This is a genomic window from Sporosarcina sp. FSL K6-1508 (assembly GCF_038007465.1).
GTDB lineage: Bacteria > Bacillota > Bacilli > Bacillales_A > Planococcaceae > Sporosarcina > Sporosarcina psychrophila_B.
Window position 1 is genome coordinate 1544818 of sequence record NZ_JBBOXF010000001.1, and the last position, 12450, is coordinate 1557267.

General features: G+C 39.0%; 14 protein-coding genes. 6 read left to right on the forward strand and 8 right to left on the reverse strand.

Features of this window, described 5'->3' with window-relative positions; genetic code table 11:
• Positions 1 to 8: 8 nt before the first annotated feature.
• Complete coding sequence (locus MKZ11_RS07545) at positions 9 to 875, forward strand: aminoglycoside phosphotransferase family protein (protein WP_340793493.1); 867 nt, start codon at positions 9 to 11, stop codon at positions 873 to 875.
• A gap of 134 nt (positions 876 to 1009) precedes the next feature.
• On the opposite strand, the gene MKZ11_RS07550 is transcribed toward MKZ11_RS07545, so the two are convergent.
• Positions 1010 to 1300, reverse strand: a complete 291-nt coding sequence (locus MKZ11_RS07550; RefSeq protein ID WP_340793495.1) for a phospholipase — start codon at positions 1298 to 1300, stop codon at positions 1010 to 1012.
• Between the two features lie 525 nt (positions 1301 to 1825).
• Between MKZ11_RS07550 and qoxA the strand changes: the two genes are divergently transcribed.
• The 4 genes from qoxA (at position 1826) to qoxD (ending at position 5666) form a co-directional block, all read left to right on the forward strand.
• On the forward strand, positions 1826 to 2773 hold the full coding sequence (gene qoxA / locus MKZ11_RS07555) for a cytochrome aa3 quinol oxidase subunit II (protein WP_340793497.1): 948 nt from the start codon (positions 1826 to 1828) through the stop codon (positions 2771 to 2773).
• A gap of 67 nt (positions 2774 to 2840) precedes the next feature.
• Positions 2841 to 4799 (forward strand): cytochrome aa3 quinol oxidase subunit I, encoded by a 1959-nt coding sequence (gene qoxB / locus MKZ11_RS07560; RefSeq protein ID WP_340793499.1) that lies wholly within the window; start codon positions 2841 to 2843, stop codon positions 4797 to 4799.
• Positions 4786 to 5382, forward strand: a complete 597-nt coding sequence (qoxC, locus tag MKZ11_RS07565) for a cytochrome aa3 quinol oxidase subunit III (RefSeq protein ID WP_340793501.1) — start codon at positions 4786 to 4788, stop codon at positions 5380 to 5382. Before qoxB ends, qoxC begins: the two co-directional genes overlap by 14 nt.
• A 2-nt stretch (positions 5383 to 5384) precedes the next feature.
• Entirely contained in the window at positions 5385 to 5666 is a 282-nt protein-coding gene (gene qoxD / locus MKZ11_RS07570; RefSeq protein WP_340793503.1) for a cytochrome aa3 quinol oxidase subunit IV, read from the forward strand.
• Positions 5667 to 5790: 124 nt separating this feature from the next.
• Here qoxD and MKZ11_RS07575 read toward each other — a convergent pair whose 3' ends face one another.
• From MKZ11_RS07575 to MKZ11_RS07605, 7 genes are all read right to left on the reverse strand, one after another.
• Positions 5791 to 6024, reverse strand: a complete 234-nt coding sequence (locus tag MKZ11_RS07575; RefSeq protein ID WP_340793505.1) for a hypothetical protein — start codon at positions 6022 to 6024, stop codon at positions 5791 to 5793.
• A gap of 114 nt (positions 6025 to 6138) precedes the next feature.
• Complete coding sequence (locus tag MKZ11_RS07580) at positions 6139 to 6873, reverse strand: ABC transporter permease (RefSeq protein ID WP_340793507.1); 735 nt, start codon at positions 6871 to 6873, stop codon at positions 6139 to 6141.
• Positions 6874 to 7587, reverse strand: a complete 714-nt coding sequence (locus MKZ11_RS07585) for an ABC transporter permease (protein ID WP_340793509.1) — start codon at positions 7585 to 7587, stop codon at positions 6874 to 6876. It lies immediately after the preceding gene.
• On the reverse strand, positions 7584 to 8498 hold the full coding sequence (locus MKZ11_RS07590) for an ABC transporter ATP-binding protein (RefSeq protein ID WP_340793511.1): 915 nt from the start codon (positions 8496 to 8498) through the stop codon (positions 7584 to 7586). The genes MKZ11_RS07585 and MKZ11_RS07590 overlap by 4 nt, the downstream gene beginning before the upstream one ends.
• Before the next feature lie 176 nt (positions 8499 to 8674).
• Positions 8675 to 10021, reverse strand: coding sequence for a HAMP domain-containing sensor histidine kinase (locus MKZ11_RS07595; RefSeq protein WP_340793513.1), 1347 nt, complete (start codon positions 10019 to 10021; stop codon positions 8675 to 8677).
• Entirely contained in the window at positions 10018 to 10686 is a 669-nt protein-coding gene (locus MKZ11_RS07600) for a response regulator transcription factor (protein ID WP_340793515.1), read from the reverse strand. Before MKZ11_RS07600 ends, MKZ11_RS07595 begins: the two co-directional genes overlap by 4 nt.
• 317 nt (positions 10687 to 11003) lie before the next feature.
• Positions 11004 to 11258: a hypothetical protein gene (locus MKZ11_RS07605; RefSeq protein WP_340793516.1), complete on the reverse strand. Its 255-nt coding sequence runs from the start codon at positions 11256 to 11258 to the stop codon at positions 11004 to 11006.
• A gap of 328 nt (positions 11259 to 11586) precedes the next feature.
• Between MKZ11_RS07605 and MKZ11_RS07610 the strand changes: the two genes are divergently transcribed.
• The gene (locus MKZ11_RS07610; protein WP_340793518.1) at positions 11587 to 12387 is read left to right on the forward strand and encodes a DUF2268 domain-containing protein; all 801 of its coding nucleotides are present in this window, start codon (positions 11587 to 11589) and stop codon (positions 12385 to 12387) included.
• Positions 12388 to 12450 lie beyond the last annotated feature (63 nt).

Here is a 12450-nt window from a genome sequence, read left to right on the forward strand (position 1 = left end):
GGGGTTTATTGGAAAACTCTATAGCTATTATGGATTGGGTAGAGAAAAGTGAAGTGTTGAATAGTTTATTAATTCAAGAAGATATCTTAACGACCCACCCAATGGATAATGGATTCGAAGCTGAAGTGATGAAGATATGTTCAAATAAAGGTAGCTTTGTATTGAAAGTATGGAATAAAAGTTCCAGACCCGATATAAGCTTTCAATACCGTTTATTAAATGTCCTATTTGAACGTGGATTATCAGTCTCTAAACCATTGGGTTGGGGGGTAAACCCAAACGGAGATCAGGTGTTATTAACAACGTTTGACGGAATGCCAGTTCTTGAAGTGAACGAAAAGAAAATAACCGAGATGGCGAACGTCTTATCAAAAATCCATCAAATTCAAGTTGAAGAGATTGGGAATATCCGACTTCCAAAGTACGATTTCACCGACTACTTTTTCCCTGGTGTCAGGGAACACTCTGACGTATATAGCGCATTGATTTCTCTCGTACAAACAATCCAAATAAAGCAAGAACATATTATTCATGGTGATTTTCATGTAAGTAACATTTTAGAGGGAAATGACCGATTTACCGTAATTGATTGGACGAATGGACAATTAGGGGACCCTAGATATGACTTTGCATGGTCACTTACTCTACTGAAAATATATGTCTCAGAGCGGTATGCCTATGTGTTTCGTTCCGCTTATCTATTGGGAAATGATATTCAGCAGGAAGAACTTGAAATTTTTGAGGCGTTGGCTTGCCTTAGATGGATCGTGCTTAATAGAAGCAATGGTGTGCCAAAAGGTCTTAACACAATAGAAAAGGTAAAAGGATTAATAATTAGTAATTCATTCTTAAAAGAATTTGAGTTTACTATCTAAAAGGCAGGAATTCGAGATGAGAAGAATAGAAAAGGTACTAGGCTAAAACAAATCTAAATTGTTTTAGCCTAGTACCTTTTTTTAGGTAGTCAGTTCCCTAGCACGTAAAAGTAAGCCATAGAATCCTGGCCTGCCTACTTTCTATGAGAACCGCAAGAGAAGCGCGTTTGCAATCTCATGTAATTATAGAGCATACGAGCATGCCTCCCTTTTTGCGTGCGTAGATCTATTTTTGAGTGTAGACGACGGAGGAATTCCTGATCGCATTCACAAGCACTTCTGCCCTCGCGATAACAGATGTCATGTGCTTTACAGGCTGCATCTACATCGTTGATAGGAGCGCCGGGACCGTTGCAACCAGGTCCGCACCAGTTATACCCTGGTAAAATGCACAAACGAAACTTTCCATTTCCTCTCCGCGACAAAATAAAAACCTCCCTTAAATTTCGCTTAGCTATTGCTCTATTCTATTCAAAAATAGGGGATAAGGTATAAACGGATATCATTGAGTATCACAGTTGATTTGTCAGATGAAATAGAAAATATACCAGACACCAAAACTACTTATAATTTTTTTGGTGTGAGACATTTTTTTTTTTTTTTGCATCGTTACCTGGATAGGTTTAAATAATATTATTTATTTTAAAGTATTGTTAGTTTAAAATCCTGAATTAACAAGGGATAAATAATATATATTTTTGCGAATCAACCTACATAACTGTTTTAAAAAATTAATTTATTCATTACTATTATATAAAGCAAATTCTACTTAATGGACGATTTGTGTCTTATTAGAGCCTTTTTCGGTGAAGTTTTTGTGAAGTTCATATTAGATAATTGTTTTTAGGATTCCATTATAATAAGATGAATACTGAAAGCGAGAGTTACCAATTAATATACTTTTTCATTATGCTTCTAAAGCTTATAGCACAAAAGAAAGGGGTATCTCCATGAGAAAGAAATGGGCTTTTTTAAGTTTAGTTACCGGTATTATTGCAATACTGGCTGGTTGTGAACCAGTAATGGTTTTGAATCCGAAAGGGCCGCAAGCTGAAACAACTGCTAATGTCATTTGGATATCGATTGCGACCATGGCAGTTGTTGTAATCGTGGTTTTCGTTATGTTGGCAGTCATTCTATTAAAATATCGCGCTTCGAAACAAAGCGCGGATTATGAACCCCCGCATATTGAAGGTAACCCGATTGTCGAATCGATTATTGTGGGCATACCGGTTCTTATCATCATTTTCCTTTCAATTGTCACAGTCAAATCGACATATGAAGTTGAGGCGACACCTAAAGGATATGAAGGTCAAAAACCACTAGTTGTCTATGCGTCTTCATCTGACTGGAAATGGCATTTTAGTTATCCGGAAGAAAATATCGAAACGGTTAACTACTTGTATATCCCAACTGATCGACCGTTGGAATTTAAGCTTTACTCATATGGGCCTATCACGAGTTTTTGGATTCCACAACTAGGCGGACAAAAATATGCGATGTCAGACATGGTGACCACATTACATCTGGCAGCTAGCGTTCCTGGTGAATATATGGGAAGAAATGCAAACTTCAGCGGGAAAGGATTCGCTGAAAACATATTTCAAGTGACAGCGATGCCTGAAGCTGAGTTTGATAAATGGGTCGAGGACGTGAAAGCGACTGCAGAACCACTTACTGAAAAGAAATTTGAGGAGTTATTAGAACCGGGACATCTTGGGCAATTAACGTTTAGTGAAACCCATTTGGAATTTTCGCCAGCTCCAGAAGGAGAACATGGTGGGCATCAGCATGGGTCAAATCATTCCGATGATAAAACTGATGATAAAACCAAAAAACATGAATCTGGCGATGTTCATGACGGATCAGAAATGGAACGTTCAGAACATCAACATTAAAATTTCCAAGTTTCATAACAACTCACTTTACATGTAGCGTCTATTTTGCGAAAGGAGTTATAAAAGTATGGATTACTTTGATCGATTTGCTATACCACATCCAAGTCCTGCGATTTACGCAGCAATGGTTGCTATTGGCCTTACCATAGTTGCTATCGTCTTCGGCTTAACATATTTAAAAAAATGGGGATATCTGTGGCGCGAATGGTTAACAACTGTTGACCATAAAAAAATCGGTATTATGTATCTTATCTCCGCCCTACTAATGCTATTCCGCGGCGGGGTAGACGCAATTATGATGCGGGCGCAAACTGCTGTTCCTGACAACAAACTGCTTGATGCTCAGCATTACAATGAAGTTTTTACGACCCACGGGGTTGTTATGATTATATTTATGGCGATGCCATTTATTTATGCCTTAATGAACTTCGTTGTTCCCTTACAAATCGGGGCGCGCGATGTAGCATTCCCTCGATTGAATGCACTAAGTTTCTGGTTGTTCTTTATGGGGGCGATGTTATTCAATATCTCCTTCGTAGTAGGCGGTTCTCCTGATGCAGGCTGGACTTCTTATTTCCCGCTTGCCGGGAATGACTTCAGTCAATCCGTAGGGACCAATTATTATATGCTAGCGATTCAGATTGCGGGTATTGGTACATTAATATCAGGTATTAATTTCACCACTACAATACTCAAAATGAGAGTACCTGGAATGAAATTGATGAAAATGCCAATGTTCACATGGACTGCTTTAATCACGAATGCAATTGTCGTTTTCGCATTTCCTGTACTGACAATTGCACTTCTATTGGGAACGATGGATCGGCTATTCGGCACAAACATCTTTACGATGACGAATGGCGGGATGGATATGCTCTGGGCGAACCTTTTCTGGGTTTGGGGACATCCAGAAGTATATATCTTGGTTTTACCGGCATTCGGTATTTATAGTGAAATTGTTTCCACCTTTTCACGTCGGAACCTTTATGGCTATAAATCGATGGTCGCTTCGATTGTGATCATTTCATTTTTATCATTCTTGGTTTGGACCCACCATTTCTTTACAATGGGGCAAGGACCACTAACGAATAGTATTTTCTCGATCACGACGATGGCGATTGCGATTCCAACCGGGATTAAAATCTTTAACTGGCTGTTGACGATGAGGAAAGGAAAAATTGAATTTACAGTTCCGATGCTTTATACAGTCGGGTTCATTCCGATTTTCACAATCGGTGGGGTGACGGGGGTTATGCTTGGCATGGCCAGTGCCGATTATCAATATCATAATACGATGTTCTTGGTCGCGCATTTCCACTATACAATCATTCCCGGTGTTGTCTTTGCGATGCTAGCAGGTCTCACGTACTGGTGGCCGAAAATGTTTGGCTTCATGTTAAGTGAGAAAATCGGGAAATGGGCATTTTGGTTTATCGCAATCGGCTTTAACGTAACTTTCTTCCCGATGTTCTTCACTGGTTTAGATGGGCAAGCACGCCGGATGTACACATACTCTGAAGCGACCGGGTTTGGTCCGCTGAATCTGCTTTCCTTTGCCGGAGCACTAGTACTTGCCATCGGCTTTGCTTTACTTGTCTATAACGTCTATTACAGTATTCGTTATGCTTCAAGAAATATTAGTTCGGATCCATGGGATGCACGTACGCTTGAATGGGCTACTCACAGCCCGGTACCATCTTATAACTTTGCAAGAACACCGCAAGTGGATTCCATTGAAGCATTCTGGGATCATAAGAAAAAAGGTACACCCTTATTCAAAGATGAAATTGAGAAGATTCATATGCCAAATAATAGCGGTGCCCCGTTTATTATGAGTTGTATTTTCTTCGTATGGGGCTTCTCGCTCGTGTTCAATATGTGGATTCCTGCAATCCTTGCGACACTTGGAATCTTTGTGTGCTTGGCATACCGGTCATTTGAAAAAGACCATGGTCATTACATTTCCGTTAAAGAAGTTGAAGATACAGAAAAAGATTGCGAGGTGCTTACTGATGAAAACAGATAACTCGCTTCCGCTTGAATATGGTACAGAACAAAATAAATTGAATATTTTAGGTTTCTGGATTTTCATTGGAGCCGAAGTAATGTTGTTTGCGACTCTTTTTGCAACCTATTTCACTTTAGCGAATCGCACGGGGAACGGACCGTCCGGAGCAGAGATTTTTGAACTCACTCCGGTATTGTTTGAAACGATATTGCTGCTAACAAGCAGTTTCACAATTGGACTTGGTATTCATGCAATGCGCATCGGGAGAAAGACCGCTATGATGTCATTCTTTGCGATCACATTAGTACTTGGTCTGGCGTTCCTAGGCGTTGAAATTTACGAGTTTACACACTATGTGCATGTCGGAGCAGGTCTTCAAACAAGTGCCTTTACAGCAATCCTGTTGACTACACTTGGGACACATGGAGCTCACGTTACAATTGGTCTCTTCTGGGGACTATTCATCATCTTGCAAGTGAAAAAACGTGGCTTGACACCTGAAACGGCCAATAAATCATTTATTTTCTCACTTTACTGGCATTTCCTGGATGTCGTCTGGATCTTTATTTTCAGCTTCATCTACTTGAAAGGAATGATGTAAACATGAGCGAATTATTCCCGCGTAAACAAGTAATGGGCTTTGTTTCTTCTTTGGTGCTTACTGCGGCTGCACTGACTGTTTATTTCTTCGATCTGTCATTTGCTGTAGGGATGACAGTCTTGTTAGTCACTGCATTCGTGCAGGCGGCAGTTCAACTCGTAGTCTTTATGCACGCTGGTGAAACTGAAGATAAAAAGGCGATTTATGTGAATATCTATTATGCAGTTGCCATAGCACTTGTCACCGTCTTTGGTACATTGTTAATTTTAGTTTGGGATATGTAAAAGGATGAAACAAAAGGGAGTGCCCATAATGGCACTCCCTTTTTCGTTTTTATTGAAGAGTAACAGGATAGCATGCTACTTTTGCAATCCTCACCGTAAGTTCTTCATTGTTAGTTGCTATACTTTATCGGACGATTCTAATCCCTTTATCCGTTTTTTCCTGCATCTCTTCTGTTGCTACAAAGAAAATACCCATTAAAAAGATGAAAACAGCCCCCATAACTGTTCCGATACCGATGCCTGTTAGTGTGCTGTAATCGCTAATGAAAAAACCGTACAAGAAAATGGAGATTCCGATCGCAAGTATAGTGTAACCAACATATTTAATAGCATTTAGCATTTCTTGTTTAGATTTCATCCCACGAAACCTCCTTTTTACTATATTATTCATCTTGATTACCGAATTGTCAATCTATTTTATGATTATTCTCTTATTGTCAGGTCTTTTAAAGGTGATAAGAAAAAGGATCGATTATATTTCTTTCCTCATAAAATAAATAAGCCCAGAACATAGGAATAACGTAAGACTGCCTAAGATTACGATGAACAGCGTTTCAATCGAAACATTTAACGCACCAAAGTTATCGGCTGAACTTGGCATCATCATTAAAAATGGTTGTGCCCACGGATAGTATGGTCCAAAACTTTCTGAGTTAACAATCAACATATTTGGGATTGTGAAAATGACATTAACTGCAAGGGGAGCGGCGAAGCTTGACCATGCAACGGATACAAACATTTGCAAAGCGATTAACGGTAAACACGCTAACCACCCACCGATTCCACTTGCTAAAATAGTATCCCAAGGAATGTCAGCCGGGTAGCCTTTCATCCATCCAATTATGAAAAGTCCACTAATGAACAAGGTTTGGGTTACAGCGATAAGCAGGCTTACAATGAGGATCTTCACGAAATACAAATTTCTTCTGGAAACGGGTAAGGATAGCAGTTGTTTCCAGCCACCACCGACATGCTCATATCGACAAATAAAGCTCGAAAAGATACCCGTTAATAACGGTAGAAAAAGAATAGCATGACTAATCGTCATAATACCAAGCGTGGCGGTCCATTGGTGTTGTCCTATCGTTTCTATTTCACTGATATCACTTAAAGTAAGTAACAATGATAAAATTGGACTCACAAAAATGAGCAACCAAATCGAGGATTTACGTAACTTTAGAAATTCGGATCGAAATAATCTTCCCATTTATTTCACATCCCTTCGATTAAAATCTATAAGGCTAATGAAATACAAGAGAATTCCGATTGCGAGGCCGGCCAGAACTGAATAGATTGGCTTATCCCATTCATTTAGTAACAGCGGCCATTTCCAGGGAACCCAATCGGGGAAGTTAATGGAGTACATCGATACGATGGCGCCAATAATTCCAATCATTAAGGGAATCGCTTGATTTTTCATTGTGATCGCCAACCAGGTTTGTACTGTGATAAAAGGCAGGGAAGCGAGACATGGAAAGAAACACATTTTGAATAAAAAAAGATAGGGAATGTCGGTTCCGAATTTTAATAGCAGACCAAGTACAATGGTGCCGCTTGCTAGTAACAGGCATGATACGAAAAGCAAAAGAATAGCTACTAGCACTTTACTCGTAAATACCTGCGTTTTTGAAATTGGCAATGCAAGTAGCTGCTTCCAGGCATTAGTCTGATGCTCAATACTGGCAATCATTGAAGTAAGTATCGTCAAGCCAATGAGAATTGTAATAATAGACAACATGGAAACCTCGCCGATCAAACCTCTCCATAAATCATCCTCGTAGACGCCTGTTAACCAATCATAGCGGATTCCAAAATTGACGGCCTCTAAGCCAATAACCCCGATCGGACCAAGGAAGACGAGAAATAGAATCATTTTCCGCCTGATTTTAAGGAATTCCGAGGCTATAACTCGGCCCATCATAATCCGCCATCCTGGCCAGTCAGCTCTAAAAAGATTTCTTCTAACGATTTTCTCTCTTCTTCCACTCTGAAAACGGAGTAATCGTTTTGAACGAGGATTTTCACAATTTCAGCGACGTTGTTATCTACAGCATTTTCAATGAAAAGGTTATTGTGATCGGGAGCTGATGTATACCCTTGTGTTAACAACGTCTTCCAAGCAGCCTCTGCATCATTAACTGTTAACTTAATCTTACTAGTAGACTGTGCTCTCAATTTCAAAATGGAGTCTTGAAAAATCATTTGACCTTTTGAGATAATGCCCACCTGTGTTGCCATTTGGTCGATTTCAGATAGTAAGTGGCTCGATACAACAATCGTGATTCCATGTTCCTTTGGCATGCTTTTTATAAGTTCCCGAATTTCGATAATCCCGGATGGATCAAGTCCATTTGTTGGCTCATCTAAAATGAGTAATTCTGGATTGCCGAGTAAGGCAGTTGCAATTCCGAGTCGCTGTTTCATACCTAAAGAAAATCCCTTTACGGGACGTGTCGCATCATTCGTTAGGTGGACGATTGAAAGTACTTCATCAATTCTGGACTTAGGTACATCCAATAAAATTCGCATCGCTTCCAAATTCTCATAAGCTGTTAAATGCCCATAGTAAGAAGGATATTCGACAAGTGAGCCAACTTTTTTTAAGATAGCAAGCTTTTCTGTTCTTACATCTTTACCAAAGATATGAATCGAACCTTTCGTTGGTCGTGCAAGCCCTAAGAGCATCCGGATGGTCGTTGTTTTCCCTGCTCCATTTGGCCCGAGAAAGCCATAAATCTCACCTTTTTTTACTTGTAAATCTACATGGTCAACCACTTTTCTTGAACCGAAATTTTTCGTTAACTTATTCGTTTCAATAATAAAATTGCTCATTATCCTCACCTCACTTTCTATCCTATCGCTCGAAGGTTAAAACGACAGGGGGCAGAAGGTTAAGTTTTGTTTAAAAAAAGAAAAGCGGCTGGCGCCTGGAGCTAGACACTGCTTCGGGTGGAAAACTTATACTTTCCATTGAAAAAAGATAGGCCAATTTCATGCCTATCTCCTATCTATAATTTCTTGATTCGCATTAATGTACCTTTTTCACTCGTTTCAATAGTCCAATCGAGTTGCATTTCTTTTAACATAAGAGAAATAACAGAGAGCCCCACACCGACACCCTTCTGACTGGACTTCGTTTTCATTCCAGGTCCATGATCTTCAATCACAATCGTTTCATTTTCGATGCGTACTGCTACAAATCGGCCGCTTTTCGCATGCCGATAAATATTTTGAAATAGGTTGTCCAATACCCGACAAAACATTTGAGGGTCAATTTCCCACTTCAACTGTTTCTCAGGAATTTCTAATTGAATATCAAACTGAAAATTCTCAAACAAAGGATACCATGCTGAAAATGAGGTTCGAATGAGACGAATGATATCCACATTCTCCGGATGAAACGGATATTTCCCGGTTGTTAACAGCGTATATGCAAGTAAATTTTCGATGAGTTCGCCCATATAATTCACTTTTGCATCTATAAAATCCAATGATTCTTGTCCTTGTTCGCTTATCGGCTCTTTCTTTAGGCGATAGGCATGACCGCGAATTGTGGTAAGAGGAGTTCGCAAATCATGGGATAAATTCGCGATGAGCTCTTTTCGAAGTTCTTCTTCTTCCAGTTGACGATTCCTACTTGATTCTAATTCTTGGATCATTCGATTGAAGGAGTGACCTAATCGACCGATTTCATCTTGCTTTGTCACTTCGATAGTCGATGGAATACCATTTGCTTCAGGTACTGCCATCGCCTTTTGTAAATGAAGGAGCCTGTTTCGAATCCGATAAAAAAAGAGCATGGAAATCAATATAAAAAGAATAAATATCGCTAAAAGTGCGATTGGAAAAATATAATCATATCGTTCTTGTAGTTGATTTCTTGGGTTTACCATATCTGAACGGGGAATTTGTAATACCATAAATCCATTATTTTGTCCGTTACCTATGAATGCAACTACGGTAAACGGATCAATCGTATACCCGCGATTTTTTTTCATAAAATCAATTGTAAAAGAACTTGACCATATGTCAGGTACGGATAGGGATTTCGGAAACTTGTCTCGTGTATGTCCCGTTTCATCTACCCAGTATATGGAGGCTTCGTGATAAATACTTTTTAGTTCCGTAAGCTTACTATGAATCTGTGCTTCAGAAGCACCGGTTAATTCTTTGGCTGTTTCATGCCACATTTCTTCTAAATCCGTCCCATTATAATAACGATTGGATAAGTCTTCTTGGTGAGTAATATTATAAAAAACGATTGACAATAGAGGTATGCCGATTGGCAGAATCATTGTCGCCACGATAATAATCACCAAGTACTGAGTCAGTAAAGAATTGCGTAACTTTTTCATTGCTTCACTCGGTAGCCGATACCGCGTATTGTTTCAACGATTCTTGGTACACTCGGATTTTCTTCAATCTTTTCTCTTAAGTAGCGAATATGGACCATTAAGGTTTTATCTCCCTCAATATAAGATTCCCCCCATACAGCCTCGTAGAGTTGTTCTTTTGTTAAAATTTGATTTGGATGTCGCAACAAATGCATAAAGATCTGATGCTGTTTGGCTGTCAAAAAGATCTCCTCACCGGTTTTCTTTAAAATACGGTTTTCTCTCGTATTGACCGTTAAATGGTCCAGTTGAATCTCTTTAGACACAGCATGTTGATTTCTTCTAAATAATACTTCAATCCTCGCTGCGAGCTCTTCGGGATGAAAAGGTTTTGTTACATAATCATCCGCAAAATGTAGGCCTTGCAGTTTATCGTCAACAGCTGTTCGGGCTGATAACATCAAAATCGAAATATTGGGGTGAGTGCGTTTCAAGCGCTGGCCGACTGTAAAGCCATCAAGTCCGGGGAGCATAACATCTAAAATAACCACTTCTGCATCCCCAAGTGCTTCCTCGGCCTTTTCACCGGAAATGAGCCATCGCACCAGATAACCGCGCTGTTCTAAGTCTTCTTTGACAATACTACCAATTTCCATATCATCTTCAATATATAGAATCTCCTTCATAACAATCCCTGCCTTCACCAGTTTGATTCAGTTAAAGTACGGAAAGAAACGAGTGTGTTGGTTATCTCGTTTTATCTAACTTATCCTATACGATACATATTCGTTGGTACCAGCATAAAAAGCAAATGAGAATAATCTTGTAACTGGTTGTCGTCATGAAGGAAATGTGAAAAAAACACAGTTTTTTTGGTGATGAAGCCCCGGGCCTCGCTAGAAAGAGGAGCAAAATTGGCATTCTCGTAATTGCGAACTAGTAATCAGAAAGGTACCTTGTCCCGAAACAAAACGAAATTGTTTCAGAACAAGGTACCTTTTCGTTACCAAAAAAAAGCAGTAGCCAGTACTATCCCGGCAATTGCGCCAAGTGCAATTCCATATCCAAATCTTCCGTTTCCACCATAGCCTCCAAAACCATAGCCATATCCGCCAAGATTTCCAGTAGGTTGGATCCACACCATATCTCTATTTGTTCTAGTAATCGTACCTGTATGAACACGACCATCACGACAAGTAATTCTTACCGTTTTTCCATGATATCTGCAACAAACATTATATAAATTAGTTTGTGACACTTTTATCCTCCTTCCAAACATATTTACATGCATACAAGCATGTACTGTTAAGATATGATGCAATTAGCATTGTGTAATAGATAAACGTCTAGTACTGTACTTATTTATTTTAATTGTCTGTTTCAATCAAGTGCAAAAATGCATCTCTATATGTTGAACAATTGAATACCTATATTTATTAAGCGAAGACAATCCCTAGCGCATTAGCAAATTCAATGGTATTTTTTATTCCACCATAACTAGGTATAGATAAATAACCTATAAAAGGATGAGAAACTCGTCAGTTATCCAAACGCAGATATGGCTCTATGAATTTTTCGATGCCTGTGTGAATCAATCAAGTAAAAGTCCATCTATCCTTCAATGTGAGATGCTTTGTGCACCACTAATGGAATTATTTCCTGAAGTAAGCCCGGAAGAATTGCAATACGAGCTTCTAAAACACGGATTATTTGATCCTTCGGAATGGGTAATCATAGGTAACCAAATAAAGAGAATGGAAAAACAAAACATCTGGCAAGTTGTTGAGCAGGAGTATCAGCTCTTAAAAAGTCTATGGATGGGTCCAGAGATATCGATTTATATTTATCCACTTACTAAAGTGACCATTGAGGAGCAGGCGCAAGTATCTGCTAAAAACGGCGTCGCCTATAAAGAAGGATTGTTTTTATTTTTGTCTAAGGGGCTATCAATAGAAGAAATAAAAGCCTTATTAGCACATGAGTACAACCATGTTTGCCGATTAAATCATTTAGGGTTAAAACCTAACAAAATTCCTTTAAAGGATTCGCTAATGATAGAAGGGTTAGGGGAGTTTGCAGTGAAAGAATTATATGGCGAAAAGTGGCTGGCGCCATGGACAGCTCTTTATTCAATTGAAGAATCTATCAAGGTTTGGAATAAATATTTTATTCCACAACTGAATTTGATGGGATCTGAAAAACATCAACTATTTTTATACGGCGAGGTCAAAAGCCATTTACCTAAATGGATTGGGTATTATATAGGTTATCAAATTGTTGATTCCTATCATAAGAAGCATGGTCCTTTTAAAAGTTATGAATTATACCGAAAATCCGCTGATGAATTGATTGCAGGTTCTAACTTTACAGCTAGTAAACTGTTCTAACACGTAACAATTATGCCTGTAATAAAAACAATCTTTTTTCTAGATAGTCATCTAGAAAAAAGA

Coding starts and splice junctions, on each gene's coding strand:
- qoxA (WP_340793497.1), top strand. CDS start 1,826: ATGAGAAAGAAATGGGCTTTTTTAAGTTTAGTTACCGGTATTATTGCA.
- qoxB (WP_340793499.1), top strand. CDS start 2,841: ATGGATTACTTTGATCGATTTGCTATACCACATCCAAGTCCTGCGATT.
- qoxC (WP_340793501.1), top strand. CDS start 4,786: ATGAAAACAGATAACTCGCTTCCGCTTGAATATGGTACAGAACAAAAT.
- qoxD (WP_340793503.1), top strand. CDS start 5,385: ATGAGCGAATTATTCCCGCGTAAACAAGTAATGGGCTTTGTTTCTTCT.
- MKZ11_RS07575 (WP_340793505.1), bottom strand. CDS start 6,024: ATGAAATCTAAACAAGAAATGCTAAATGCTATTAAATATGTTGGTTAC.
- MKZ11_RS07580 (WP_340793507.1), bottom strand. CDS start 6,873: ATGGGAAGATTATTTCGATCCGAATTTCTAAAGTTACGTAAATCCTCG.
- MKZ11_RS07585 (WP_340793509.1), bottom strand. CDS start 7,587: ATGATGGGCCGAGTTATAGCCTCGGAATTCCTTAAAATCAGGCGGAAA.
- MKZ11_RS07590 (WP_340793511.1), bottom strand. CDS start 8,498: ATGAGCAATTTTATTATTGAAACGAATAAGTTAACGAAAAATTTCGGT.
- MKZ11_RS07595 (WP_340793513.1), bottom strand. CDS start 10,021: ATGAAAAAGTTACGCAATTCTTTACTGACTCAGTACTTGGTGATTATT.
- MKZ11_RS07600 (WP_340793515.1), bottom strand. CDS start 10,686: ATGAAGGAGATTCTATATATTGAAGATGATATGGAAATTGGTAGTATT.